This is a genomic window from Luteimonas sp. R10 (assembly GCF_045689605.1).
Taxonomy (GTDB): Bacteria; Pseudomonadota; Gammaproteobacteria; order Xanthomonadales; family Xanthomonadaceae; genus Luteimonas.
Window position 1 is genome coordinate 1,861,313 of the sequence record NZ_CP141262.1, and the last position, 25,274, is coordinate 1,886,586.

The 25,274-nt window shown below is 67.4% G+C and carries 36 protein-coding genes; 34 read left to right on the forward strand and 2 right to left on the reverse strand.

All coding sequences use genetic code 11. The features are described 5' to 3' along the window. Window positions 1–40: 40 nt before the first annotated feature. From tuf to U3649_RS07980, 30 genes are all read left to right on the forward strand, one after another. Window positions 41–1,231 carry an elongation factor Tu gene (tuf, locus tag U3649_RS07835; protein WP_407354274.1) on the forward strand — a complete coding sequence of 397 codons (1,191 nt, stop codon included), beginning with the start codon at window positions 41–43 and terminating at the stop codon, window positions 1,229–1,231. Window positions 1,232–1,936: 705 nt separating this feature from the next. Beyond that, window positions 1,937–2,248 carry a 30S ribosomal protein S10 gene (rpsJ, locus tag U3649_RS07840; protein ID WP_010341589.1) on the forward strand — a complete coding sequence of 104 codons (312 nt, stop codon included), beginning with the start codon at window positions 1,937–1,939 and terminating at the stop codon, window positions 2,246–2,248. Window positions 2,249–2,258: 10 nt separating this feature from the next. Then, window positions 2,259–2,912 carry a 50S ribosomal protein L3 gene (gene rplC, locus U3649_RS07845; protein ID WP_407354284.1) on the forward strand — a complete coding sequence of 218 codons (654 nt, stop codon included), beginning with the start codon at window positions 2,259–2,261 and terminating at the stop codon, window positions 2,910–2,912. Window positions 2,913–2,924: 12 nt separating this feature from the next. Then, the gene (rplD, locus tag U3649_RS07850; RefSeq protein WP_407354285.1) at window positions 2,925–3,530 is read left to right on the forward strand and encodes a 50S ribosomal protein L4; all 606 of its coding nucleotides are present in this window, start codon (window positions 2,925–2,927) and stop codon (window positions 3,528–3,530) included. A 26-nt stretch (window positions 3,531–3,556) separates the two neighbouring features. Continuing rightward, window positions 3,557–3,856, forward strand: coding sequence for a 50S ribosomal protein L23 (gene rplW, locus U3649_RS07855; RefSeq protein WP_407354573.1), 300 nt, complete (start codon window positions 3,557–3,559; stop codon window positions 3,854–3,856). A gap of 45 nt (window positions 3,857–3,901) precedes the next feature. After that, window positions 3,902–4,729 (forward strand): 50S ribosomal protein L2, encoded by an 828-nt coding sequence (gene rplB / locus U3649_RS07860; RefSeq protein WP_407354286.1) that lies wholly within the window; start codon window positions 3,902–3,904, stop codon window positions 4,727–4,729. 6 nt (window positions 4,730–4,735) lie between these two features. Next, complete coding sequence (gene rpsS / locus U3649_RS07865; RefSeq protein WP_407354287.1) at window positions 4,736–5,002, forward strand: 30S ribosomal protein S19; 267 nt, start codon at window positions 4,736–4,738, stop codon at window positions 5,000–5,002. Between the two features lie 10 nt (window positions 5,003–5,012). Continuing rightward, entirely contained in the window at window positions 5,013–5,360 is a 348-nt protein-coding gene (gene rplV, locus U3649_RS07870; RefSeq protein WP_407354288.1) for a 50S ribosomal protein L22, read from the forward strand. Between the two features lie 2 nt (window positions 5,361–5,362). Further along, entirely contained in the window at window positions 5,363–6,103 is a 741-nt protein-coding gene (gene rpsC / locus U3649_RS07875; RefSeq protein ID WP_407354289.1) for a 30S ribosomal protein S3, read from the forward strand. Between the two features lie 2 nt (window positions 6,104–6,105). Continuing rightward, window positions 6,106–6,519 carry a 50S ribosomal protein L16 gene (gene rplP, locus U3649_RS07880; RefSeq protein ID WP_407354290.1) on the forward strand — a complete coding sequence of 138 codons (414 nt, stop codon included), beginning with the start codon at window positions 6,106–6,108 and terminating at the stop codon, window positions 6,517–6,519. Further along, entirely contained in the window at window positions 6,519–6,707 is a 189-nt protein-coding gene (rpmC, locus tag U3649_RS07885) for a 50S ribosomal protein L29 (RefSeq protein WP_407354291.1), read from the forward strand. Before rplP ends, rpmC begins: the two co-directional genes overlap by 1 nt. Window positions 6,708–6,719: 12 nt before the next feature. Beyond that, window positions 6,720–6,986, forward strand: coding sequence for a 30S ribosomal protein S17 (rpsQ, locus tag U3649_RS07890; RefSeq protein WP_149196000.1), 267 nt, complete (start codon window positions 6,720–6,722; stop codon window positions 6,984–6,986). A gap of 16 nt (window positions 6,987–7,002) precedes the next feature. Continuing rightward, window positions 7,003–7,371 (forward strand): 50S ribosomal protein L14, encoded by a 369-nt coding sequence (rplN, locus tag U3649_RS07895; protein ID WP_149196001.1) that lies wholly within the window; start codon window positions 7,003–7,005, stop codon window positions 7,369–7,371. A gap of 70 nt (window positions 7,372–7,441) precedes the next feature. Beyond that, on the forward strand, window positions 7,442–7,756 hold the full coding sequence (gene rplX, locus U3649_RS07900; protein ID WP_407354292.1) for a 50S ribosomal protein L24: 315 nt from the start codon (window positions 7,442–7,444) through the stop codon (window positions 7,754–7,756). Between the two features lie 11 nt (window positions 7,757–7,767). Next, a complete protein-coding gene (rplE, locus tag U3649_RS07905) occupies window positions 7,768–8,307 on the forward strand; it encodes a 50S ribosomal protein L5 (protein WP_407354293.1) in 540 nt (179 codons plus the stop codon). A gap of 108 nt (window positions 8,308–8,415) precedes the next feature. Continuing rightward, entirely contained in the window at window positions 8,416–8,721 is a 306-nt protein-coding gene (gene rpsN, locus U3649_RS07910) for a 30S ribosomal protein S14 (RefSeq protein WP_407354294.1), read from the forward strand. Between the two features lie 143 nt (window positions 8,722–8,864). Further along, a complete protein-coding gene (gene rpsH, locus U3649_RS07915) occupies window positions 8,865–9,260 on the forward strand; it encodes a 30S ribosomal protein S8 (protein WP_407354295.1) in 396 nt (131 codons plus the stop codon). 13 nt (window positions 9,261–9,273) lie between these two features. Then, window positions 9,274–9,801 carry a 50S ribosomal protein L6 gene (gene rplF / locus U3649_RS07920; RefSeq protein ID WP_407354296.1) on the forward strand — a complete coding sequence of 176 codons (528 nt, stop codon included), beginning with the start codon at window positions 9,274–9,276 and terminating at the stop codon, window positions 9,799–9,801. 27 nt (window positions 9,802–9,828) lie between these two features. After that, a complete protein-coding gene (gene rplR / locus U3649_RS07925) occupies window positions 9,829–10,182 on the forward strand; it encodes a 50S ribosomal protein L18 (protein WP_149196007.1) in 354 nt (117 codons plus the stop codon). Window positions 10,183–10,319: 137 nt separating this feature from the next. After that, window positions 10,320–10,859, forward strand: a complete 540-nt coding sequence (gene rpsE, locus U3649_RS07930; protein WP_407354297.1) for a 30S ribosomal protein S5 — start codon at window positions 10,320–10,322, stop codon at window positions 10,857–10,859. After that, window positions 10,852–11,049 carry a 50S ribosomal protein L30 gene (gene rpmD / locus U3649_RS07935; RefSeq protein ID WP_407354298.1) on the forward strand — a complete coding sequence of 66 codons (198 nt, stop codon included), beginning with the start codon at window positions 10,852–10,854 and terminating at the stop codon, window positions 11,047–11,049. Before rpsE ends, rpmD begins: the two co-directional genes overlap by 8 nt. A 5-nt stretch (window positions 11,050–11,054) precedes the next feature. Then, window positions 11,055–11,498: a 50S ribosomal protein L15 gene (gene rplO, locus U3649_RS07940; RefSeq protein WP_407354299.1), complete on the forward strand. Its 444-nt coding sequence runs from the start codon at window positions 11,055–11,057 to the stop codon at window positions 11,496–11,498. A gap of 181 nt (window positions 11,499–11,679) precedes the next feature. Further along, window positions 11,680–13,008 carry a preprotein translocase subunit SecY gene (gene secY, locus U3649_RS07945; RefSeq protein WP_407354574.1) on the forward strand — a complete coding sequence of 443 codons (1,329 nt, stop codon included), beginning with the start codon at window positions 11,680–11,682 and terminating at the stop codon, window positions 13,006–13,008. A gap of 727 nt (window positions 13,009–13,735) precedes the next feature. After that, on the forward strand, window positions 13,736–14,092 hold the full coding sequence (gene rpsM, locus U3649_RS07950) for a 30S ribosomal protein S13 (RefSeq protein WP_407354300.1): 357 nt from the start codon (window positions 13,736–13,738) through the stop codon (window positions 14,090–14,092). A 12-nt stretch (window positions 14,093–14,104) separates the two neighbouring features. Continuing rightward, entirely contained in the window at window positions 14,105–14,494 is a 390-nt protein-coding gene (rpsK, locus tag U3649_RS07955; protein ID WP_149196012.1) for a 30S ribosomal protein S11, read from the forward strand. A 14-nt stretch (window positions 14,495–14,508) separates the two neighbouring features. Then, entirely contained in the window at window positions 14,509–15,144 is a 636-nt protein-coding gene (gene rpsD, locus U3649_RS07960) for a 30S ribosomal protein S4 (protein WP_407354301.1), read from the forward strand. A 166-nt stretch (window positions 15,145–15,310) separates the two neighbouring features. Beyond that, a complete protein-coding gene (locus U3649_RS07965; protein ID WP_407354302.1) occupies window positions 15,311–16,309 on the forward strand; it encodes a DNA-directed RNA polymerase subunit alpha in 999 nt (332 codons plus the stop codon). Window positions 16,310–16,484: 175 nt separating this feature from the next. Further along, window positions 16,485–16,865, forward strand: coding sequence for a 50S ribosomal protein L17 (gene rplQ / locus U3649_RS07970; protein WP_407354303.1), 381 nt, complete (start codon window positions 16,485–16,487; stop codon window positions 16,863–16,865). Between the two features lie 64 nt (window positions 16,866–16,929). Continuing rightward, window positions 16,930–17,436: a disulfide bond formation protein B gene (locus U3649_RS07975; RefSeq protein WP_407354304.1), complete on the forward strand. Its 507-nt coding sequence runs from the start codon at window positions 16,930–16,932 to the stop codon at window positions 17,434–17,436. 80 nt (window positions 17,437–17,516) lie between these two features. After that, entirely contained in the window at window positions 17,517–18,911 is a 1,395-nt protein-coding gene (locus U3649_RS07980) for a class II 3-deoxy-7-phosphoheptulonate synthase (RefSeq protein ID WP_407354305.1), read from the forward strand. 114 nt (window positions 18,912–19,025) lie between these two features. Here U3649_RS07980 and U3649_RS07985 read toward each other — a convergent pair whose 3' ends face one another. After that, window positions 19,026–19,595, reverse strand: coding sequence for a 2'-5' RNA ligase family protein (locus U3649_RS07985; RefSeq protein ID WP_407354306.1), 570 nt, complete (start codon window positions 19,593–19,595; stop codon window positions 19,026–19,028). A gap of 10 nt (window positions 19,596–19,605) precedes the next feature. Then, a complete protein-coding gene (gene typA / locus U3649_RS07990; protein ID WP_407354307.1) occupies window positions 19,606–21,450 on the reverse strand; it encodes a translational GTPase TypA in 1,845 nt (614 codons plus the stop codon). Window positions 21,451–21,610: 160 nt separating this feature from the next. Between typA and U3649_RS07995 the strand changes: the two genes are divergently transcribed. From U3649_RS07995 to U3649_RS08010, 4 genes are all read left to right on the forward strand, one after another. Next, entirely contained in the window at window positions 21,611–22,105 is a 495-nt protein-coding gene (locus U3649_RS07995; protein WP_407354308.1) for a peptidylprolyl isomerase, read from the forward strand. Between the two features lie 564 nt (window positions 22,106–22,669). Continuing rightward, the gene (locus U3649_RS08000) at window positions 22,670–23,869 is read left to right on the forward strand and encodes a pyridoxal phosphate-dependent aminotransferase (RefSeq protein WP_407354309.1); all 1,200 of its coding nucleotides are present in this window, start codon (window positions 22,670–22,672) and stop codon (window positions 23,867–23,869) included. 15 nt (window positions 23,870–23,884) lie between these two features. Next, window positions 23,885–24,241: a glutaredoxin family protein gene (locus tag U3649_RS08005; protein WP_407354310.1), complete on the forward strand. Its 357-nt coding sequence runs from the start codon at window positions 23,885–23,887 to the stop codon at window positions 24,239–24,241. A 42-nt stretch (window positions 24,242–24,283) separates the two neighbouring features. Beyond that, window positions 24,284–25,270: a malate dehydrogenase gene (locus U3649_RS08010; RefSeq protein WP_407354311.1), complete on the forward strand. Its 987-nt coding sequence runs from the start codon at window positions 24,284–24,286 to the stop codon at window positions 25,268–25,270. Window positions 25,271–25,274 lie beyond the last annotated feature (4 nt).

A 25,274-nucleotide genomic window follows, 5' to 3' on the forward strand; every position in this document is an offset into this window, starting at 1 on the left:
ATCACCAATCACCAATCACGAATCACGGAGTTAAAAGACAATGGCCAAGGGCAAGTTCGAGCGCACCAAGCCCCACGTGAACGTGGGCACGATCGGTCACGTGGACCACGGCAAGACGACGCTGACGGCGGCGCTGACGAAGGTGGGCGCGGAACGGTTCGGTGGCGAGTTCAAGGCCTACGACGCGATCGACGCGGCGCCGGAGGAGAAGGCGCGCGGGATCACGATCTCGACCGCGCACGTGGAGTACGAGTCGACGAACCGCCACTACGCGCACGTGGACTGCCCGGGCCACGCCGACTACGTGAAGAACATGATCACCGGCGCGGCGCAGATGGACGGCGCGATCCTGGTGTGCTCGGCGGCGGACGGCCCGATGCCGCAGACGCGCGAGCACATCCTGCTGGCGCGGCAGGTGGGCGTGCCGTACATCGTGGTGTACCTGAACAAGGCGGACATGGTGGACGACGCCGAGCTGCTGGAGCTGGTGGAGATGGAAGTCCGCGAGCTGCTGTCGAAGTACGAGTTCCCGGGCGACGACACGCCGATCATCACCGGATCGGCGCTCAAGGCGCTGGAAGGCGACCAGTCGGAGATCGGGGTGCCGTCGATCCTGAAGCTGGTGGAGGCGCTGGACAGCTACATTCCGGAGCCGGAGCGGGACATCGACAAGAGCTTCCTGATGCCGGTGGAGGACGTGTTCAGCATCTCCGGCCGCGGCACGGTGGTGACCGGGCGCATCGAGCGCGGGATCATCAAGGTGGGCGACGAGATCGAGATCGTGGGCATCCGTCCGACGGCGAAGACGACGGTGACGGGCGTGGAGATGTTCCGCAAGCTGCTGGACCAGGGGCAGGCGGGTGACAACGCGGGCCTGTTGCTGCGCGGCACCAAGCGCGACGAGGTCGAGCGCGGCCAGGTGCTGGCCAAGCCGGGCTCGATCACGCCGCACACGCAGTTCGAGGCGGAGGTGTACGTGCTGTCGAAGGACGAGGGCGGGCGCCACACGCCGTTCTTCAAGGGCTATCGGCCGCAGTTCTACTTCCGGACCACGGACATCACCGGGGCGGTGACGCTGCCGGAGGGCACGGAGATGGTGATGCCGGGCGACAACGTGAAGATGGTGGTGGAGCTGATCAACCCGGTGGCGATGGACGAGGGCCTGCGCTTCGCGATCCGCGAAGGCGGCCGCACCGTCGGCGCCGGCGTGGTGGCCAAGATCCTGAAGTGACGATCCGACCCGTGCGCCCATGGGCGCACGGGTTTGTTGGTATGCCTCTGTGGGAGCGACGGAAGTCGCGACTGGTCGAACGCGGCGTCGCGACTTCCGTCCGCTCCTACAGGAGCGGTTGTTCACCCCGTCAGGGCCGATAGGATGGGCCTTGGCCCATCACCCCGAATAGGCTGTGATCCAGGCCCGCGTCGTCTCGGCACAGGCCAAGCCAGGCGAATCTCCTCCCTGACGGATGAGATAGGGCGCGCCGCCACGGCGGCGCCAATGGCCGGCCCGGGTCGTCTTTGCCGGATGCGTCGGGGGAAAAGCTGGGCCAGGCGCAGTCCGGCCCCGGAAAAATCGACCAGGGGGTGTTGCATTCACCCCGGCCGACTCCCTATAATGACCGACCACTTCGCGGACCACCTTCGGGACGATCCGCGAAACCGCGAAATGAGGCGCAGGAGGCACCTCGTTTTCGCCAGACAGGGAAAATGTCGCGCGGCAGCGCCCCCGCCGTCCCGAAGTGCTTCGGGACACATCGGCAGGGGCATTTTGTCGCGCTTGCAGTTCTCCGTCTGGGCGGGCCATATCGGCCTGCCTTGTTTTTTGCAGGGATACTCCCGGCGCCGGTGGCTTGGGGCTCCGGAAAGTCATTGATTTCAAGGGGTTTTGCGCACCCAGCCGCGAAGCCTGTCGCTCTTTCAACCAAGGAATTCCGTCATGGCGGACCAAAAGATCCGGATCCGGCTGAAAGCGTTCGATCATCGCCTGATCGACCGTTCGGCCAGCGAGATCGTCGAAACGGCCAAGCGGACCGGCGCGCAGGTGCGCGGCCCGATCCCGCTGCCGACCAAGATCGAACGCTACACCATCCTGGTGTCGCCGCACGTCGACAAGGACGCGCGCGACCAGTACGAGACCCGCACGCACAAGCGCGTGCTCGATATCGTCGACCCCAACGACAAGACCGTGGACGCGCTGATGAAGCTCGAGCTCGCGGCTGGCGTCGACGTGCAGATCAAGCTGACCTGAGGCGAAGACCATGACCGCGAAGAAACATTCGTTGGGAATCGTCGGCCGCAAGGCCGGCATGAGCCGGGTGTTCACCGAGGACGGCAAGTCCGTGCCGGTGACCCTGATCGAGGCGACCCCGAACCGCATCACCCAGGTGAAGACCACCGACAGCGACGGCTACAGCGCCGTCCAGGTCACCGTCGGCACCCGCCGCGCCGCGCTGCTGAACAAGCCGCAGGCCGGGCACCTGGCCAAGGCCAAGGTGGAGCCGGGCCGTGGCCTGTGGGAATTCCGCGTGGCGGACGACAGCATCGACGGCTTCAGCGTCGGCGCCGAGATCAAGGCCGACATCTTCAGCGTCGGGCAGAAGGTCGACGTCCAGGGCGTGACCAAGGGCAAGGGCTTCCAGGGCACGATCAAGCGCTGGAACTTCAAGATGGGCGACGCCACCCACGGCAACTCGCTGTCGCACCGCTCGCCGGGCTCGATCGGCCAGCGGCAGACGCCGGGCCGCGTGTTTCCGGGCAAGAAGATGTCCGGCCACATGGGTGCCGTGAACCAGAGCACGCAGAACCTCGAAGTGGTCCGGGTCGACGCCGAGCGCGGCCTGATCGCGGTCCGGGGCGCGGTGCCGGGCGCGCCGGGCGGTGACGTCATCGTGCGTCCCGCGAGCAAGGCTTAAGGAGTGACCACGATGGAACTCGCCATCAGCAATAACAAAGAGACGTTGTCGGTTTCCGACGCCGTGTTCGGCCGCGAATTCAGCCGCGACCTCGTGCACCAGGTCGTCGTCGCCTACCGCAACGCCGGTCGTGCCGGCACCAAGGCGCAGAAGACGCGTTCGGAAGTCGCCGGCACCACCAAGAAGTCGAAGCGGCAGAAGGGTGGCGGCGCCCGCCACGGCGCGCTGACCGCGCCGATCTTCGTGGGCGGCGGCGTGACCTTCGCGGCCAAGCCGCGCAGCTTCGAGCAGAAGATCAACCGCAAGATGTACCGCGCCGCGGTCGCCGCGATCCTGTCGGAGCTCAACCGCCAGGGCAGGCTGAAGGTGGTCGATGCGTTCGACGTCGAGCAGACCAAGACCAGCGGGTTGGTGTCCAAGCTCAAGGATTTCGATGCCGGGCAGCGTCCGCTGATCGTCACCGAAGAGGCCTCCGAGCACCTGTACCTGTCCGCGCGCAACCTGCCGTACGTGCAGGTCCGCGACGTCCAGGGCCTGGACCCGGTGGCGCTGGTGTCGGCCGACACCGTGCTGATCACCGCCGACGCGGTGAAGAAGATCGAGGAGTGGCTGGCATGAACGGCACCCAATCCGGCGCAAGCAACATGGCCGCGAGCAAGCTCTACGAAGTGATCCGCGCCCCGCGCGTGTCCGAGAAGACCGCGCGCCTGCAGGAAGTCTCCAACCAGTACGCGTTCGAAGTGGCCAAGGACGCGACCAAGGCCGACATCAAGGCCGCGGTGGAGCAGCTTTTCGACGTCAAGGTCGAGGCGGTCAACGTGGTCAACGTGAAGGGCAAGAACAAGTCCTTCCGTTTCCGCAGCGGCCGTCGCGGCGACTGGCGCAAGGCGTACGTGACGCTGGCGGAAGGCCAGTCGATCGACGTGATGACGGCCAAGGTCTGACGAAGTTCTGACCCGTCAGGACTTCAATATAAGGATTCCGTTCCCATGGCATTGATGAAATTCAAGCCCACTTCCCCCGGCCGCCGTTCCGCGGTCCGCGTGGTGACGCCCGAGCTGCACAAGGGCGCCCCGCATGCAGCGCTGGTCGAGAAGCAGGGCAAGAGCGGCGGCCGCAACCACCACGGCCGTATCACCACGCGCCACATCGGCGGCGGTCACAAGCAGCACTACCGCATCATCGACTTCAAGCGCGGCAAGGAAGGCATTCCGGCGCGGGTGGAGCGGATCGAATACGATCCCAACCGCACCGCCCACATCGCCCTGCTGTGCTACGTCGACGGCGAGCGCCGCTACATCATCGCGCCGAAGGGCCTGAAGGCCGGCGACCAGGTGATCGCGGGCGCGGACGCGCCGATCAAGACCGGCAACACGCTGCCGCTGCGCAACATCCCGGTCGGCTCCACGGTGCATTGCATCGAGATGAAGCCGGGCAAGGGCGCGCAGATCGCGCGCGCCGCCGGCGCCTCGGTGCAGCTGGTCGCGCGCGAGCAGGGCTACGCGACGCTGCGCCTGCGTTCGGGCGAGATGCGCCGGGTGCCGGCCGAGTGCCGCGCCACCATCGGCGAGGTCGGCAACGTCGAGCACAACCTGGAGAAGCTGGGCAAGGCCGGCGCCAAGCGCTGGCGCGGCATCAAGCCGACCGTTCGCGGCGCGGCGATGAACCCGGTCGACCATCCGCACGGCGGCGGCGAAGCCCGCGCCGGCCAGGGTAACCCGCATCCGGTCACGCCGTGGGGCGTGCCGACCAAGGGTTACAAGACCCGCAAGAACAAGCGCACGCAGCAGTTCATCGTGCGCGATCGCAGGAGCTAATCGGCCATGGCACGTTCACTGAAGAAAGGCCCGTTCGTCGATCATCATCTGATCAAGAAGATCGAGGCCGCGGGCACCAGCAAGCGACCGATCAAGACCTGGTCGCGCCGCTCGATGATCCTGCCGGAGATGGTGGGCTACACCATCGCCGTGCACAACGGCAGGAACCACATCCCGGTGCTGGTCAACGAGAACATGGTCGGCCACAAGCTCGGCGAGTTCGCCCTGACCCGCACGTTCAAGGGTCACAGCGGCGACAAGAAGTCGCGTTAAGGAGATGACAATGGAAGCGAAAGCAATCCTGCGCACCGCGCGCATCTCCCCGCAGAAGGCCCGCCTGGTCGCCGACCAGGTGCGCGGGCTGTCGGCCGAGCGTGCCGTCAACCTGCTGAAGTTCTCGGACAAGAAGGCCGCCCACATGATCCGCAAGGTCGTGGAGTCGGCGATCGCCAACGCCGAGAACAACCAGGGCGCGGACGTCGACGAGCTCTCGGTCACCACCATCATGGTCGACGAAGGCCCGACGCTGAAGCGCTTCATGGCGCGCGCCAAGGGCCGCGGCACGCGCATCCTCAAGCGCACCAGCCACATCACCGTCGTGGTGGGCGAATCCACCGGAAAGGGCAAGTAACCATGGGTCATAAAGTTCATCCCACCGGCATTCGCCTCGGCATCTCCAAGGACTGGAACTCCAAGTGGTATGCCGGCAAGAAGGAATACGCCGGCTACCTGGCCGCCGACCTCAAGGTCCGCGAGATGCTGCGCAAGAAGCTGGCGCAGGCCGGGATCAGCAAGATCCTGATCGAGCGTCCCAACAAGACCGCGCGCGTCACCATCCACACCGCCCGTCCGGGCGTGGTGATCGGCAAGCGCGGCGAGGACATCGAGAAGCTGCGCAAGGAAGTCAGCGACATGATGGGCGTCCCGGCGCACATCAACGTCACCGAGGTGCGCAAGCCGGAACTGGACGCGCAGCTGGTCGCCGAGTCGATCGCGCAGCAGCTCGAGCGCCGCATCATGTTCCGCCGCGCGATGAAGCGCGCCGTCGGCAACGCGATGCGCCTGGGCGCGCTGGGCATCAAGGTCAACGTCGCCGGCCGCCTCAACGGCGCCGAGATCGCGCGCTCGGAGTGGTACCGCGAAGGCCGCGTGCCGCTGCACACGCTGCGCGCCGACGTCGACTACGGTTTCGCCGAGGCCAAGACCACCTACGGCATCATCGGCATCAAGACCTGGGTCTACAAGGGCGAGATCTTCGATTTCAGCCAGGTGGGCCAGGAGAAGCAGGACGATTCGCCGCGTGGCGATCGCGGCGAGCGCAACGAGCGCCCGCGCGGTCCGCGCCGCGATCGTGATCGCGAGGCGAGGGACTAATCATGCTGCAACCCAAGCGAACCAAGTACCGCAAGCAACACAAGGGCCGCAACGACGGCCTGTCCTGGAACGGCAATCTCGTCAGTTTCGGCGAGTACGGCCTGAAGGCGACCCAGACCGGGCAGCTGACCGCGCGCCAGATCGAGGCCGGCCGCCGCAGCATCAGCCGCCACGTCAAGCGCGGCGGCAAGATGTGGATCCGCGTGTTTCCCGACAAGCCGATCACCAAGAAGCCGATCGAGGTGCGCATGGGCTCGGGCAAGGGCAACGTCGAGTTCTGGGTGGCCCAGGTGCAGCCCGGCCGCATGATCTACGAGATCGAGGGCATCGACGAGGCGACCGCGCGCGAGGCGTTCCGCCTGGCCGCCGCCAAGCTTTCGGTCACCACCCAATTCGTGACCCGGACGGTACGCTGATGGCTACGATCAAGGAACTCCGCGAGAAGTCGGCCGACGACCTCAAGACCCACCTGGTGGACCTGCACAAGGAGCAGTTCTCGCTGCGCATGCAGAAGGCCACCGGCCAGCTCGCCAAGACCCATGAGGCCCGCCGGGTGCGCCGCGAGATCGCGCGCGTCAACACCCTGCTCGGTCAGACGAAGTAAGGAATGGCCGACATGAGCGAAAATACAGAAAAGAAGCTGCGCACGGTCGAAGGCCGCGTCGTCAGCAACAAGATGGACAAGACCGTGACCGTGCTCGTCGAGCGCCAGGTCAAGCACGCGCTGTACGGCAAGTACATCCGCCGCTCGACCAAGCTGCACGCCCACGACGCCGACAACTCCTGCAACGAGGGCGACATGGTCCGCGTGGTGGAGATCGCGCCGATGTCCAAGACCAAGAACTGGCGCGTGGTCGAAGTCGTCACGCGTGCGGCCGAATAACTGAGGAGCGCCGACCATGATCCAGATGCAAAGCCACCTCGACGTGGCCGACAACTCCGGCGCCAAGGAAGTGATGTGCATCAAGGTGCTCGGCGGCTCCAAGCGCCGGTACGCCCACATCGGCGACATCATCAAGGTGTCGATCAAGGACGCCATCCCGCGCGGCAAGGTCAAGAAGGGCGAGGTCTACAACGCCGTGGTCGTGCGCACCCGCAAGGGCGTGCGTCGTCCCGACGGTTCGCTGATCCGCTTCGACGGCAACGCCGCGGTGCTGTTGAACAACAAGCACGAGCCGATCGGCACCCGCATCTTCGGGCCCGTGACCCGCGAGCTGCGTTCCGAGAAGTTCATGAAGATCGTCTCGCTCGCACCCGAAGTGCTTTGAGGATTCGTAGGGTGGGCCTCGGCCCACCACGCAATGGTGGGCCGAGGCCCATCCTACAGAGACCGAAGTTATGAACAGAATCAAGAAGGGCGACCAGGTCATCGTGGTCGCCGGCAAGGACAAGGGCAAGAAGGGCGACGTGGTGCGCGTGCTCGGCGACAAGGTCGTCGTGTCGAACGTCAACGTCGTCAAGCGCCATACCAAGCCCAACCCGCAGGCCAACCAGCCCGGCGGGGTGATCGAGCGCGAGGCGCCGATCCATGTGTCCAACGTGATGCCGTTCAATCCTGCCTCCGGCAAGGGCGAGCGCATCGGTACCAAGGTGCTGGAGGATGGACGCCGGATCCGGGTGTTCCGCTCCAGCGGTGAGGCGATCGACGCCTGAGGAATGCAGAAATGACCCGTCTGGAAAAGTTCTACAAGGATGAAGTGGTGCCGAAGCTGATGAAGCAGTTCGGCTACACCAATCCGATGCAGGTGCCGAAGGTGCAGAAGATCACGCTCAACATGGGCGTGGGCGAGGCCGCGGCCAACAAGAAGATCCTCGAGAACGCGACCGGCGACATGGCGAAGATCTCCGGCCAGAAGCCGCAGATCACCAAGTCGCGGGTCTCGGTGGCGTCGTTCAAGATCCGCGACGGCTGGCCGATCGGCTGCAAGGTGACCCTGCGCCGCAACCGGATGTACGAGTTCCTCGACCGCCTGGTCAACGTCTCGCTGCCGCGCGTGCGCGACTTCCGCGGCGTCTCCGGCCGCTCGTTCGACGGTCGCGGCAACTACAACATGGGCGTGAAGGAGCAGATCATCTTCCCGGAGATCGACTTCGACCAGGTCGACGCGATCCGCGGCATGGACATCGCCATCACCACCACCGCGAAGACGGATGCGGAGGCGAAGGCGCTGCTCGAGGCGTTCCGCTTCCCGTTCCGCAATTGAGAGCAGGGATTCGGGATTCGAGATTCGGGAGTCGGAAGAGCAACAGCTCGCCGGGTCCTGCTCTTACGAAATCCCCAATCCCCAATCCCTAATCCCGAGGATATACACATGGCTAAGACCTCCATGGTCAACCGCGAGATCAAGCGGGCCAAACTGGTGAAGCAGCACGCCGCCAAGCGCGACGCGCTGAAGAAGATCATCAGCAGCGAGTCGGCGAGCTACGAGGAGAAGATGGACGCCGCGGTGAAGCTGCAGAAGCTGCCGCGCGACTCCTCGCCGTCGCGCCTGACCACCCGCTGCGCCCTGACCGGCCGCCCGCGCGCGGTGTACAGCAAGTTCGGCCTGGGCCGCAACAAGCTGCGCGAAGCGACCATGCGCGGCGACGTCCCGGGGCTGCGCAAGGCCAGCTGGTAAGAAATACCGTGATTCGTGAAACGTGATTGGTGACTCGCAGAAGCGCCTTTGCTCCTTCGAGTCACCAATCACGAATCACAATCCCGGCTCTCAAACGAATTCGCAATCCCGCGGATATCGGTGCACTCAAAAGGTTCCATACAATGAGCATGACTGATCCCATCGCCGACATGCTGGTCCGCATTCGAAATGCGGCCGCGGTCGGCAAGCCGTCGGTGAAGATGCCGTCGTCCAAGACCAAGGCGGCGATCGCCAAGGTGCTGAAGGACGAGGGTTACATCGGCGAGTGGCGCGTGACCGAGAACGGCGCCAAGGCCGAGCTCGAGATCGAGCTGAAGTACTACGAAGGCCGCCCGGTGATCGAGAACCTCAAGCGCGTCTCGCGCTCGGGCCTGCGCCAGTACCGCGGCAAGGACGAGCTGCCGAAGGTCCTCAACGGCCTCGGCATCGCCATCATTTCCACGTCCAAGGGCATCATGACCGACTCGCAGGCGCGCCAGCAGGGCGTCGGCGGCGAGGTCCTGTGCTTCGTGGCATAAGGGAGAACGGACAATGTCTCGCGTCGCCAAGAAGCCGATCGCCCTGCCCAAGGGCGTCGAACTGAACATCCAGGCCGATTCCATCAGCGCCAAGGGCCCGAAGGGCACGCTGTCGATCGCGCGTCCGGACGGGGTCGATGTCTCCGTCGAGGACGGCACCGCGGTGCTCTCGCCCCGGGAGCCGTCGCGCATGGCCATGACCGGCACGCTGCGGGCGATCCTGGCCAATATGGTCCACGGCGTCTCGGAAGGCTTCGAGCGCAAGCTCGAGCTGGTCGGCGTCGGCTACCGTGCCTCGATGCAGGGCAAGGACCTGAACCTCTCGCTCGGCTTTTCGCACCCGGTGGTGTTCTCCGCGCCGGAGGGCATCAACATCGTCACGCCGACCCAGACCGAGATCGTGGTCAGCGGCGCCGACAAGCAGCGCGTCGGCCAGGTTGCCGCCAAGATCCGCGGCTACCGTCCGCCGGAGCCCTACAAGGGCAAGGGCGTGAAGTACGCCGGTGAAAACATCATCCGCAAAGAGGCCAAGAAGGCGTAGTTCGTCGATCCGCCTCGGAGAAAGACCATGGAAAAGAAGATCGCCCGCCTGCGCCGCGCCAAGTCCACCCGCGCGCGCATTCGCGAAGTCGGCACGCCGCGCCTGTCGGTGCTGCGCACCGGCCAGCATGTCTACGCGCAGCTGTTCAGCGCGGACGGCTCCAAGGTGCTGGCCTCGGCCAGCACCACCCAGGCCGACGTGCGCGACGGCCTGAAGAGCAACAAGAACATCGAGGCCGCCGCCAAGGTCGGTCGCGCCATCGCGGAGAAGGCGAAGGCGGCCGGCGTCGAGAAGGTCGCTTTCGACCGCTCCGGCTACCGCTACCACGGCCGGATCAAGGCGCTGGCCGAAGCCGCGCGCGAGGGTGGCCTGCAGTTCTGATGCGTTCCTGAGATCCACCTGCCGGCGCGCGCTGCGCCGGGCGCAACGACGATTCGTCCGTCGCTGCGAAACATCCGCACCACACCACAACGATAAGCGGCCACGCCGCAAATTCCTTCAACTACCGAGATATGGCAATGGCAGAACAACGTGAATCCCGAGGGCGCGACCGCAACCGCGACCGCGAGGAGATGGACGACGGCATGGTCGAGAAGCTGATCGCGGTCAACCGCGTCAGCAAGACCGTCAAGGGCGGCCGCCAGTTCACCTTCACCGCGCTGACGGTGGTGGGCGACGGCAACGGCAAGGTCGGCTTCGGCTACGGCAAGGCGCGCGAAGTGCCGGTCGCGATCCAGAAGTCGATGGAGTACGCCCGCAAGAACATGAGCAGCGTCGAGCTCAACGGCGGCACCCTGTGGCACACCGTCAAGGCCGGCCACGGCGCCGCGCGCGTGTTCATGCAGCCGGCCTCCGAGGGAACCGGCGTGATCGCCGGCGGCGCCATGCGCGCCGTGCTCGAGGCGGTCGGCGTCAAGGACGTGCTGGCCAAGGCGGTCGGCTCGCGCAATCCCATCAACCTGGTCCGTGCCACGGTCCGGGGGCTGGAGGGGATGCACTCGCCGGGCAAGATCGCGGCCAAGCGCGGCAAGAAGGTGGAGGACGTTCTCCATGGCTAAGCAGGAATCCAACGGCGGCACCGTCAAGGTGCGCCTGGTCAAGGGCTTGCGCGGAACCCAGGCGCGCCATCGGCTGTCTGTGAAGGCGCTGGGCCTCAACAAGCTCAACGACGTCCGCGAACTGAAGGACAGCCCGCAGGTGCGCGGCCTGATCAACAAGGTCCACTACCTGGTCCGGGTCGAGGAGTAACGAACATGCGTATGAATACACTCAAGCCGGCCGACGGCGCGCGCGAAGACCGCAAGCGCGTCGGTCGCGGCATCGGCTCCGGCCTCGGCAAGACCGCGGGCCGCGGCCACAAGGGTTCGTTCGCGCGCGCGGGCAAGGGCAAGATCAAGGCCGGCTTCGAAGGCGGCCAGATGCCGATGCACATGCGCCTGCCGAAGATCGGCTTCCGTTCGAAGCTGAAGAACGACACCGCCGAAGTGATGCTCTACAACCTGGACAGGCTGGACGGCGAGGTCGATTTCGCCGCGCTGCGCGCCGCCAAGCTGGTACCGAGCACCGCCAAGCGCGCCAAGATCGTCAAGAAGGGCGAGATCTCGAAGGCGCTCGTGCTCAAGGGCGTGCTGGCCACGGCCGGCGCGCGCGCGGCGATCGAGGCCGCCGGCGGCAAGGTCGAGGGCGAGCCGGCGTAAGCTTGGCGCGGCACCGCCGCGCCGCGCCGGCGAGCGCCCGGCCATGGATGGACGGGCGGGACGGCCCGGAGCCGGTGTAGTCGCGCCATGGATGGCAGCCATTGTTTTTCGAGTGAAGGGTTTTTGAGCGTGCAGATAGATCGTCACATCGGAGCATCGAATGTCACGCAGCGGTAGCGCAATGGGCGGCGTGGGCGCGGGCCTCGGCAAGTTCACCGAGCTGCGCCAGCGGCTGCTGTTCGTGCTCGGTGCGCTGCTGGTCTATCGCATCGGCTGCTACATCCCCGTTCCGGGCGTGAATCCGGAGGCGATGCTGCGGCTGATGGAGCAGCAGCAGGGCACCATCGTCGACATGTTCAACATGTTCTCCGGCGGCGCGCTGGAGCGCTTCAGCCTGTTCGCGCTGAACGTGATCCCGTACATCTCGGCGTCGATCGTCATGCAGCTGATGGTGCAGATCGTGCCCAGCCTGAAGGCGATCCAGAAGGAGGGCGAATCCGGGCGACGCAAGATCACCCAGTGGTCGCGCATCGGCGCGATCCCGCTGGCGATCTTCCAGTCGGCGGGCATCGCCGTCGCGCTGCAGGGCTCGGGCGCCAGCAACGGCATCCAGGTGGTGTACGCGCCGGGGATGGGCTTCGTGCTGACCGCGATCGTCGCGCTCACCGCCGGTACCATGTTCCTGGTGTGGCTGGGCGAGCAGGTGACCGAGCGCGGCGTCGGCAACGGCGTGTCGCTGATCATCTTCGCCGGCATCGTCTCCGGGCTGCCGAGCGCGATCTTCAGCACGCTGGAGCAGGCGCGCAACGGCGACATCAGCCCGATCGCGGTGATCATGATCGGCGTCATCGTGCTCGCCTTCATCTTCTTCGTGGTGTTCATCGAGCGCGGCCAGCGCCGGATCACGGTCAACTACGCGCGCCGCCAGGGCGGCCGCAACGCGTACATGAACCAGACCTCGTTCCTGCCGCTGAAGCTGAACATGGCCGGCGTGATCCCGGCGATCTTCGCCTCGTCGATCATCATGTTCCCGGCCACGATCTCGACCTGGTTCGGCCAGGCCGGTTCGGCCATGTGGCTGCAGCGCGCAGCGCAGGCGCTGTCGCCGGGCGAACCCCTGTATATCCTGCTCTACGGCGGCCTGATCGCCGGCTTCGCCTTCTTCTACACGGCGCTGGTGTTCAACAGCCAGGAGACCGCGGACAACCTGAAGAAGTCGGGTGCGCTGATCCCGGGCATCCGGCCGGGCAAGGCCACGGCGGACTACGTCGACAGCGTGCTCACGCGGTTGACCGCGGCCGGTGCGCTGTACCTGGTGATCGTCTGCCTGCTGCCGGAGTTCATGCGTGCGCAGCTGGGGGCCTCGTTCTACTTCGGCGGCACTTCGCTGCTGATCGTGGTGATCGTGGTGATGGACTTCATCGCGCAGATCCAGGCGCACCTGATGTCGCACCAGTACGAGAGCCTGCTCAAGAAGGCAAACCTGAAGGGGGGAGCGCGGGCACGCTAGCGCGGCACCGCCGCGCTGCCCGCGCGAGCGCCCGGCCAAGGATGGCCGGGCAGGTCCCTCCGGAGCCAATGCAGTTCCGCCATGGATGGCAAGAACACCGGCTCTTGTGGGGGGGAACCCCGACAAGGAGCGCGGGCACGCTAGCGCGGCACCGCCGCGCTGCCCGCGCGAGCGCCCGGCCAAGGATGGCCGGGCAGGTCCCTCCGGAGCCAATGCAATTCCGCCATGGATGGCAAGAACACCGGCTCTTGTGGGGGGAACCCCGACAAGGAGCGCGGGCACGCTAGCGCGGCACCGCCGCGCGCTGCCCGCGCGAGCGCCCGGCCAAAGGATGGCCGGGCCGGACCACCCGCAAGCCGGTACGGTTGCACCATGGATGGCAGCTTGAATATCGATCGCCGCCCCTGACCCACGTCCGGAGCGGCGGCTGCAGCACAACACCCCCCTGACGACAGCGCAGGGAGGGAAGATGGGCGACCCGAGCGGCGGTCTCGCGCGCGGGTGGGCCGGCGTCCGTTCCCGCTGAGTGGCGGGACGGCCGTGGACCGGGCAATCCCGGGCCGCGGTCAGCGTCGGTCCGTCGCCGGAGCATGGGCACACTCCCCATGCCGGAGCCCCGGTGGTTCGCCACCTGGGGCTTCCCGAGAACCCGAGACCCTGCTACAATTTCGTGTTCACTCCGCCGGATTCCAGTGGTCCGGCCGCCAAACCAGTTGGAGATCGCCTCATGGCGCGTATCGCAGGCGTCAACTTGCCTGCCCAGAAGCATGTCTGGGTCGGGCTGCAAAGCATCTACGGCATCGGCCGTACCCGTTCCAAGCAGGTCTGCCAAGCGGCCGGCGTCGAGGTCTCGACCCGGATCGTCGACCTGTCCGAGCCGGAAGTCGAGCGCCTGCGCGCCGAGGTCGGCAAGCTGGTGGTCGAGGGCGATCTGCGTCGCGAGATCGGCATGTCGATCAAGCGCCTGATGGACCTGGGCAGCTACCGTGGCCTGCGCCATCGCCGCGGTCTGCCGCTGCGAGGCCAGCGCACCCGCACCAACGCGCGCACCCGCAAGGGCCCGCGCAAGCCGATCCGGAAGTAAGGGGACAACGCCATGGCCAAGCCGGCTGCCAAGACCAAGAAGAAGATCAAGCGCGTCGTCACCGACGGCATCGCCCACGTCCACGCTTCGTTCAACAACACCATCATCACCATCACCGACCGTCAGGGCAACGCGCTGTCGTGGGCAACCTCGGGCGGCGCGGGTTTCCGCGGCTCGCGCAAGTCGACCCCGTTCGCGGCGCAGGTCGCCGCCGAGAAGGCCGGAAAGGTCGCGCTCGACTACGGCGTGAAGTCGCTGGAAGTGCGGATCAAGGGCCCCGGCCCGGGCCGCGAGTCGGCGGTGCGCTCGTTGAACAACGTCGGCTACAAGATCACCAACATCATCGACGTGACGCCGATCCCGCACAACGGGTGCCGGCCTCCCAAAAAGCGTCGCGTCTGAGGAGCTGAGAAGATATGGCTCGTTATATCGGTCCCACCTGTAAGCTCGCCCGCCGCGAAGGCGCCGACCTGTCGCTCAAGAGCCCGACGCGCGCGCTGGACTCCAAGTGCAAGCTGGAGCAGAAGCCCGGCCAGCACGGCGCCGGCACCGGCGCCCGCCGCAGCAAGCTGTCCGACTACGCCACCCAGCTGCGCGAGAAGCAGAAGGTCAAGCGCATCTACGGCCTGCTGGAGCGCCAGTTCCGCAACTACTACAAGAAGGCCTCGACCAAGAAGGGCAACACCGGCGAGAACCTGCTGCAGCTGCTGGAAACTCGCCTGGACAACGTCGTCTACCGCATGGGCTTCGCGGTGACCCGGCCGGCCGCGCGCCAGTTGGTCTCGCACCGCGGCGTCACCGTCAACGGCAAGCCGGTCAACCTGCCGTCCTACCAGGTCCAGGCCGGCGACGCGATCGCGCTGTCCGAGCGTGCGCAGAAGCAGATGCGCGTGCAGGAGGCGCTCGACGTGTCCTCGCAGATGGACCTGTCGCCGGGTTGGGTCGAGGTCGACGCCAAGAAGTTCGCCGGCGTGTTCAAGTCGGTGCCGGATCGCGGCGACCTGCCGTCCGACATCAACGAAGCGCTGATCGTCGAGCTGTATTCGAAGTAAGGCCGGAAGGGCTGCCCGCAGCCGGTCCGCCGGTCCCGGTCGCCCCTTTCGCAATCCCCCGCCAGCGCGCGCAAGCCGCGCTGGGCTCCCCCGGTTCCAAGGGGGCTCCAAACGCGCCACGGCCCTCGCGCCCCCACGCGACGGCATTTGAGGAGAAGCCAAGAAAATGACGGTTACTGCCAACCAGGTCCTGCGCCCGCGCGCTCCGCAGATCGAGCGTCTCGCCGGCAATCGCGCCAAGGTCGTGATCGAACCCCTGGAGCGCGGCTACGGGCATACGCTCGGCAACGCGCTGCGCCGCGTGCTGCTGTCGTCGATTCCGGGCTTCGCGATCACCGAGGTCGAGATCGACGGCGTGCTGCACGAATACAGCGCCCTCGAGGGCCTGCAGGAAGACGTGCTCGAAGTGCTGCTGAACCTGAAGGACGTCGCCATCCGCATGGGCACCGGCGAGTCCTCGACGCTGTCGCTGGCCAAATCGGGCCCGGGCACGGTCACCGCGGCGGACATCAAGACCGACCACAACGTCGAGATCCTCAACGGCGACCACGTGATCTGCACGCTGACCAAGGATGCGTCGGTCAACATGCGCCTGAAGATCGAGCGCGGCTTCGGCTACCAGCCGGCCGCCGCGCGCCGTCGTCCGGACGAGGAGACCCGCGCCATCGGCCGGCTGATGCTGGACGCGTCGTTCTCGCCGGTGCGCCGCGTCGCGTACGAGGTCGAGGCCGCCCGCGTCGAGCAGCGCACCGACCTCGACAAGCTGGTGCTCGACATCGAGACCAACGGCACGATCGACGCCGAGGAGGCCGTGCGCACCGCCGCCGACATCCTCACCGACCAGCTGTCGGTGTTCGGCGACTTCACCAACCGCGACCGCGGTGCCGCCAAGCAGCAGGCCGCGGGCGTCGATCCGCTGCTGCTGCGCCCGATCGACGATCTCGAGCTGACCGTGCGCTCGGCCAACTGCCTCAAGGCCGAGAGCATCTACTACATCGGCGACCTGATCCAGAAGACCGAGGTCGAGCTGCTCAAGACCCCGAACCTCGGCAAGAAGTCGCTGACCGAGATCAAGGAAGTGCTCGCCCAGCGCGGGCTGTCGCTCGGCATGAAGCTGGAGAACTGGCCGCCGGCCGGCGTCTCCCAGCACGGGATGCTTGGGTGAGCGACCGCGCTTAGCCGATGCCCTATCGGCATCGGCTGCGGTCGCGAACGCCCGGCCATGGATGGCCGGGCAGGACGATCCGAAGCCAGTTCCGCTCCGCCATGGATGGCAGGCATAGAATTCGAGAGGCGCGCGTTGGGCGTCGCCATCCGAGACAAATTCAGGAATCACGACCATGCGCCACCAGAAAGCCGGACGCAAATTCAACCGCACCAGCGCCCATCGCGAAGCGATGTTCCGCAACATGGCGGCGTCCCTGTTCAAGCACGAGATGATCCGCACCACGCTGCCCAAGGCCAAGGAGCTGCGTCGCGTCGCCGAGCCGCTGATCACCATCAGCAAGAACGACGGCGTCGCCAACCGGCGGCTGGCGTTCGCCCGCCTGCGCGACAAGGAAGCGGTCGGCAAGCTGTTCGTCGAGCTGGGGCCGCGCTACCGCGCGCGGCCGGGCGGGTACCTGCGCATCCTCAAGTGCGGTTTCCGCGATGGCGACAACGCGCCGATGGCCTACGTCGAGCTGGTCGACCGCCCGCAGGCGGCCGCCGACGCCGAGTAAGCCACACGCGACGTTCTTCGCAGAACCCCGGCCTCCGTGCCGGGGTTTTTGCTATCTTGCGCCGATGCCATCCAACCCCCTCCGCTGGTCCTTCCGTGCGCAGTTGCTGGCCGGCGCCGCGATCTGCGCGGCGCTGATCGGCTTCGCGATCTTCTCGCAGCTGCAGTGGGGGCTCGAGCCGTGCCCGCTGTGCATCTTCCAGCGCATCGCGTTCGCCGCGCTCGGCGCCGTGCTGCTGCTCGGCGGGCTGCACGCGCCGCGGAGCCGGGCGGGCAGGGCCGTCTACGGCGTGCTCGGATTCCTGGCCGCGGCCGTCGGGATCGGCATCGCCGGCCGCCACACCTGGATGCAGCTGTTTCCGCCGGAGATCCCGGCCTGCGGACCGCCGCTGGACTTCCTGCGCGAGACGATGTCGACCACCAGCCTGATCCGCAAGGTGCTGACCGGCACCGGCGATTGCGGCGATGTCGACTGGACCTTCCTGGGCCTGTCGATGCCGGCCTGGAGCCTGGTCTGGTTCGTCCTGCTCGGTGCGTGGGCGCTGTACGCCGGCTTCCGCCGTCGCGCCTGAACCGCGCCGGCGACGGTTGCAGACGAAATTGACGCGGTGCAGCAGTCTGGCATGATGATCGGCCGAGCCTGGATCCGAACATGCCTCCGTCCGAACGCAACCTCCGTGCCGTGACCCTGCCCGCCGACTGGCGGCCGGACAGCTGGCGCGCGCGCCCGGCGCTGCAGCTGCCGACCTATCCGGATCCGGCCGCGCTGGCGGCGGTGCAGGAGGAGCTGCAGGCGCTGCCGCCCCTGGTGACCTCGTGGGAGATCCTGGCCCTGAAGCAGCAGCTCGCCGAGGCGCAGGAAGGGCGGCGCTTCCTGTTGCAGGGCGGCGATTGCGCGGAGAACTTCAGCGATTGCAGTTCGGAGCTGATCTCCAACCGGCTCAAGGTGCTGCTGCAGATGAGCCTGGTGCTGGTGCACGGCCTGCGCCTGCCGGTGGTGCGGGTGGGGCGCTTCGCCGGGCAATACGCCAAGCCGCGCTCGGCCGATACCGAGACCCGCGACGGCGTGACCCTGCCGAGCTACCGCGGCGACATGGTCAACGCCCCGGAGTTCACGCCCGAGGCGCGCATCCCGGACCCGCGGCGCATGGTCAAGGCGCATGCGCGCTCGGCGATGACCATGAACTTCACCCGCTCGCTGATCGACGGCGGCTTCGCCGACCTGCACCATCCCGAGTACTGGAACCTGGGCTGGGTCGGGCATTCGCCGCTGGCGGCCGAGTATCACCGCATGGTCGCCAGCATCGGCGACGCGGTGCGCTTCATGGAGACGCTGTCGGGGACCGAGGTCTACAACCTCAACCGGGTGGATTTCTACACTTCGCACGAAGCGTTGCTGCTGCCGTACGAGGAAGCCCAGACGCGGCAGGTGCCGCGGCAGTGGGGCTGGTTCAACCTGAGCACGCACTTCCCGTGGATCGGCATGCGCACGGCGGCGCTGGACGGCGCGCATACCGAGTACTTCCGCGGCATCCGCAATCCGATCGCGGTCAAGGTCGGCCCGTCGGTGACGCCGGACCAGCTGCTGCGCCTGATCGAGGTGCTCAATCCCGACGACGAGCCGGGACGGCTGAGCCTGATCCATCGCATGGGCGCGTCCGGCATCGCCGAGCGGCTGCCGCCGTTGCTCGAGGCGGTCAAGCGCGAGGGTCGCCGGGTGCTGTGGATCTGCGATCCGATGCACGGCAATACCGAGGCGACCAGCAACGGCTTCAAGACCCGTCGCTTCGACAAGATCCGCAGCGAGGTGGAGCAGGCGTTCGAACTGCACGCGGCCGCCGGCACCCGCCTGGGCGGCGTGCACCTGGAGCTGACCGGCGAGGACGTCACCGAGTGCACCGGCGGCGCCCGCGACCTGACGGACCTCGACCTGGCCCGCGCCTATCGCTCCAGCGTCGATCCGCGCCTGAACTACGAGCAGGCGCTGGAGATCGCGATGGCGATCGTGCACAAGCAGAACCAGATCGCCGCGCCCGCCGCGACCTGACCGGTTCACCCGCCCGCGGCCGGCGGCACGGTGGCGGGGAGCGCGGCGGCCTGCGCGCGGGTCATGCGCTCGAAGGCGCAGGCCGGCTCGCCCGGCCGCGAACGTCCGGCACGCTCAGGCGAGCGGATCCGGCGGTGCCGCTTCTTCCTGCAAGGGCCACCAGTGCGGCGTGTCGTAGCCGCCGGGCACCGTCTGTGCGATGGCGATGCGCCCCAGGCAGGTCGTGAACGGCAGCGGCGGCGGGCTGCCGGAGCCGGTGCCGAGCAAAGCCGGCAACGTCGCCGCGCGCTGTTCCGGATAGGCCAGGGTGACGTGCGGCGCGGCGGCCCTGCGCTCCGGCACCTCGCCGCATGCCGTGGCTGCCGCCTCGATGTCCGCGAACAGGCGGTCCAGCGCGGGAGCGGGCGCCGGCCGCGCCACCAGCACGCGCGGCCAGGCCTCGATGCGGTCGAAGACCACTTCGATGCGCCGAGTGCGCGCCGCGACTTCCGCGAGCCTGGCGTACAGCGGTCCAGGATCGGGCGGCAGGCCGTGGTGGAGGAAGCGCAGCGTCATGTGCAGCTGGCGCCGGTCGCGCCACTTGAACCGGCCGGCCTGCGGCCACGCTGCGGCGATCGACGCGCACAGCGCCGACAGCGCGTCCAGCGCATCCTCGTCCGGCATCCAGGCGACGAAGACGCTCACCGCACGGGTCTCAGGCGGCGCGGCTCGCGCGCTTGCGGTCGACCTCGGTGCGCAGCTTCTTGCGCAGGCGGATCTGCTTGGGCGTGACCTCGACCAGCTCGTCGTCGTCGATGAACTCCAGCGCCTGCTCCAGCGACAGCTTGACCGGCGGGATCAGGCCTTCGTCCTGGTCCTTGCCCGAGGCACGGAAGTTGGTCAGTTGCTTGCCGCGCAGCGCGTTGACCGTGAGGTCGTTGTCCTTGGAGTTGATGCCGACGATCTGGCCTTCGTAGATCTCCTCGCCCGGCTCGATGAAGAGCCGGCCGCGCTCCTGCATCGCGATCTGCGCGTAGGCGGGGGAGGGGCCGGTGCCATTGGAGATCAGCACGCCGTTGATGCGCTGGCCGATTTCGCCCTCGGCGCGCGGGCCGTAGTGGTCGAACACGTGGAACAGCAGCCCGGTGCCGGCGGTCAGGGTGCGGAACTCGGTCTGGAAGCCGATCAGCCCGCGCGCCGGGATGATGAACTCCAGGCGCACGCGGCCCTTGCCGTCCGGTTCCATGTTCTGCAACTGCGCCTTGCGTTCGCCCAGGCGGCCCATCACGCCGCCCTGGAACTGCTCCTCCATGTCGACGACCAGCTGCTCGTAGGGCTCCTGCTTGACGCCGTCGACCTCGCGCACGATCACCTCCGGGCGCGACACCGCCAGTTCGTAGCCTTCGCGGCGCATGGTCTCGATCAGGATCGACAGGTGCAGCTCGCCGCGGCCGGACACCTTGAACTTGTCGGCGTCGCTGGTGTCCTCGACCTTCAGCGCGACGTTGTGCTGGGTCTCGCGGGTGAGGCGGTCGCGCAGCTGGCGACTGGTCAGGAACTTGCCGCCGCTGCGGTCCTTGACCCCGGCGAACGGCGAGTCGTTGACCTGGAAGGTCATCGAGATGGTCGGCTCGTCCACCGTCAGCACCGGCAGCTGTTCGACTGCGTTCGGCGCGCACAGCGTGTCGGAGATGCCGAGGCCCTCGATGCCGCTGAAGGCGATGATGTCGCCGGCCTGCGCCTGCGGCACTTCCACGCGCTCCAGGCCCATGAAGCCGAGCACCTGCAGCACCTTGGCGTTGCGGGTCTTGCCTTCGCGGTCGATCACGGTGACCTGCTGGTTGGTCTTGATCGTGCCGCGCTGGATGCGGCCGACGCCGATGATGCCGACGTAGCTGTTGTAGTCCAGCGAGGTCACGCGCATCTGGAACGGGCCGTCCGGATCGACCGGCGGTGGCGAGACGTGCTGGCAGATCGCCTCGAACAGCGGCGTCATGTCGCCCTCGCGCACGTCCTCGGTCAGGCCCGCGTAGCCCTGCAGGCCGGAGGCGTAGACGGTGTGGAAATCGAGCTGGTCGTCGTTGGCGCCGAGGCGGTCGAACAGGTCGAAGGTCTGGTCCAGCACCCAGCTCGGGCGCGCGCCGGGGCGGTCGACCTTGTTGACCACCACGATCGGCTTGAAGCCCATCGCGAACGCCTTCTGGGTGACGAAGCGGGTCTGCGGCATCGGCCCGTCCATGGCGTCGACCAGGATCAGCACCGAGTCGACCATCGACAGTACGCGCTCGACCTCGCCGCCGAAGTCGGCGTGGCCCGGGGTATCGACGATGTTGATCCGCCACGTCTCGCCCTGCGGATCGGTCCAGCGGATCGCGGTGTTCTTGGAGAGGATGGTGATGCCGCGCTCCTTCTCCAGGTCGTTGCTGTCCATCACCCGGTCGGGGACCACGGCGCGCTCGTTCAGGGTGCCCGACTGCTTGAGCAGCTGGTCGACGAGGGTGGTCTTGCCGTGGTCGACATGGGCGACGATGGCGATGTTGCGCAGGCGTTCAATGGACATGGGTGCAGACATGGGCGAGGCGCGCCGGTGCGGGGAGGGCAGGGCGCGATAGGGGCAGTGGAGGAAGCCGGGTATTATAGCGTGTTGCGCTGCCGCAATCCGGCTCCCGGTCGAATCGGCGGCCTGTCCCCCGATGAACCAACTTCCCCGCGAGGATCCCATGTCCCTGAATGCCGTATTCGATACCGACCGTGGCCAGATCAAGGCCGAGCTGTACGCCGACAAGGCGCCGCTGACCGTGGCCAATTTCGTCAACCTGGCCCGTCGCGGCTTCTACGACGGCCTGAGCTTCCACCGGGTGATCGCCGACTTCATGATCCAGGGCGGCTGCCCGGAAGGCTCCGGCCGTGGCGGCCCGGGCTACAAGTTCGAGGACGAGACCGGCAACGGTGTCAGGCACGAGCGCGGGGTGCTGTCGATGGCCAACGCCGGCCCGGACACCAACGGCAGCCAGTTCTTCATCACCCACATCAAGACCGACTGGCTGGACGGCAAGCACACCGTGTTCGGCAAGGTCACCGAGGGGCTGGACGTGGTCGACGCGGTGAAGCAGGGCGACGGCATCCGTTCGGTGAAGATCGAGGGCGATGCCGACGCAGTGCTGGCGGCCAAGGCCGACCGTGTGGCGGAGTGGAACAAGATCCTGGCGGCTTGACCCCAATTCGCCCTTGAGTTTCGCTACCAAAGCTCAAGAGCGTCTTCGGTTCGTCGCGCGCGGGGCGGGAGCCGCGCCGCGGGGATTGCTCCGCCCTTCGGTCCGGCCATCCATGGCCGGACTCAGGGCCGCTGACCATCCATGGTCAGCTCTCCGCAATCCCCGCGGCACGGCTCCCGCTCCAACCCGTATCGGCTTCGGTGGGAGGGCTTCCGAGCATCCGAAAGCGAATCGCCGGTGCGGCGCCCGGGCCGGGGGATGCGGAGAGCAGGCCATGGATGGCCTGCGGCGGCGAGTCCGCCATGGATGGCGGACCGAGCCGGGGAGCATGCCCCGGCCCGGGCGCCGCTCGTTCCCGAAGCCGACGACCCCTCCCGGAGCCATCATGCGACGGGGCTTGCCTGGTTGCGACGGCTGCGTGGCGCGGGGCTATTCACTGGATGCCGCCCGTGGCGACGGTGCTGCTTCGGCGCGACGGAAGGATCTGCCTAGTGCATGCTAAAATTCCGCACCGCAGCAGACGCCGTCTGCCCGCGTCCGTCCGTCTCCGAGAGAGGTTCCGCGATGCCCCAGCTTGCCCGGCGCATTGGTCGCGCCAAGCCCAGCGCCATCATGCAGGTCGCCGAGAAGGCCAAGCGGTTGAAGGCGGAAGGGCGGGACATCATCAGTTTCTCGATCGGCGTACCGAACTTCCTCCCGGGCGAGCACGTCTACGCCGCCGCGCGCGAGGCGCTGGACAAGGATTCCGGCCAGTACGGCAGCAACCGCGGCGCCGATGCGCTGCTCGACGCCTTCATCGCGCACATGGCCGAGATCGGCCTGACCGGCTACACCCGCGCCAACTGCGCCACCGGCGTCGGCGCCAAGCACCTGATCTACAACCTGGCCGAGGCGCTACTGGACGAGGGCGACGGCTTCGCCTTCCCGACGCCGTACTGGACCAGCTACCTCGATGTCGGCGAGATCGTCAACGCCGACATCCAACTGCTGCCGTGCCCGCCGGAACAGGACTACAAGCTCACCCCGGCGCAGCTCGACGCCGCGCTGGCGAAGAAGCCGCGGGTGTTCCTGTTCAACAACCCGTCGAACCCGACCGGCATGGTCTACACGAAGAACGAGATCGCCGCGCTGGCGGACGTCATCGTCAAGTATCCCGAGACCTGGGTCATCACCGACGACATCTACAACCGGATGGTGTTCGACGGCGTCGGCTACCACAATTTCCTGCATGCGCGCCCCGAGCTGCGCGACCGCGTCATCTTCCTCGACTCGCTGTCCAAGACCTACGGCATGCCGGGATGGCGCCTGGGCCTGATGGCCGGGCCCGAGGAGGTGGCGCAGGCGGTGACCACGCTCAACTCCAACCACATCACCAACGTGCCGGAGATCGTCGGCGCCGCCGGCGTGGCCGCGCTGTCGGGACCGCAGGACGTGCCGCGGCAGAAGTGCGCCGAGTTCCAGGCCAAGCGCGACCAGGTGATGGCGGTGCTGGCGCAGATCCCGGGCGTCGTCTGTCCGCAGCCGCAGGGCGCGTTCTACGTGTTCCCCGACGTCAGCGTCGCCTTCGGCAAGTCGCACGGCGGAACGCCGATCGCCAACGACATCGACCTGTGCAACGCGCTGCTGGACGTCAAGGGCGTCGCCTGCGTACCGGGCTCGGCGTTCGGCGAACCGCGCGCGTTGCGGATCAGCTATACCTGCCCGACGCCACAGCTCGCCCCAGGGCTGCAGCGCATCCGGGAATTCTTCGCCGAGCTGGCCTGAGCCGGAAGCCGGACGATGCGCGCGCTGTGGATCCCGATGCTGCTCGCGCTGGTCGGCGCGGCGCTGCATTTCCGCGGCGCCGGCGAGGCCGAGCTGCATCCCGACGATCCGCGCAACGCCACCGGCGACGACCGCATCGTCATGCTCGCGGCCGAGTGGTGCGGCTACTGCCGCAAGCAGCAGAAGGATTTCGAACTGGCGAACGTCCGCTACCGCGTGCTCGACGTCGACACGCCGGAAGGCGACCGCGCCATGCAGGCGCTGGGCACGCGCGGCGTGCCGGTGACCGTGATCGGCCAGGACGTCGTGCGGGGCTACGACACCGCTGCGCTGGACAGCAAGCTCACGCCCCTCGGCTACCGCGTGTACTAGGCGCCAGCCATGCAATCCCCCAATGAACGAGAGGACACTCCCATGAAGACGCCCGTCCGAGTCGCCGTCACCGGCGCCGCCGGCCAGATCGGCTACGCCCTGCTGTTCCGCATCGCCTCCGGCGAGATGCTGGGCAAGGACCAGCCGGTGATCCTGCAGCTGCTGGAACTGCCGATGGACAAGGCCCAGGCCGCGCTCAAGGGCGTGATGATGGAGCTGGAGGACTGCGCCTTCCCGCTGCTGGCCGGCATGGTCGGCACCGACGATCCCGAGGTCGCGTTCAAGGACGCCGACGTCGCCCTGCTGGTCGGCGCCCGCCCGCGCGGCCCGGGCATGGAGCGCAAGGACCTGCTGCTGGAGAACGCGAAGATCTTCACCGCCCAGGGCGCGGCCCTGAACAAGGTCGCCGACCGCGACGTCAAGGTGCTGGTGGTGGGCAACCCCGCCAACACCAACGCCTACATCGCCATGAAGTCGGCCCCGGACCTGCCGGCGAAGAACTTCACCGCGATGCTGCGCCTGGACCACAACCGCGCGCTCAGCCAGCTGTCGGCCAAGCTCGGAAAGCCGGTCGGCGGCATCGAGAAGCTGGTGGTCTGGGGCAATCACAGCCCGACCATGTACCCGGACTACCGCTTCGCCACGGCCGACGGCGCCTCCGTCGCCGGCGCGATCGACGACCAGGACTGGAACGCGAACACCTTCATCCCCACGGTCGGCAAGCGCGGAGCCGCGATCATCGAGGCGCGCGGCCTGTCCTCGGCCGCCTCCGCCGCCAACGCCGCGATCGACCACGTCCGCGACTGGCTGCTCGGCAGCGACGGCAAGTGGGTCACCATGGGCGTGCCGTCGGACGGCAGCTACGGCATCCCGGAGGGCGTGATCTTCGGCCTGCCGGTGACCACGCAGAACGGCGAGTACACCGTCGTCAGGGACCTGCCGATCGACGACTTCAGCCGAAAGTCCATCGACAAGACCCTGGCCGAGCTGGAAGAGGAGCGCGCCGGCGTCGCCCACCTGCTGGGCTGACGGC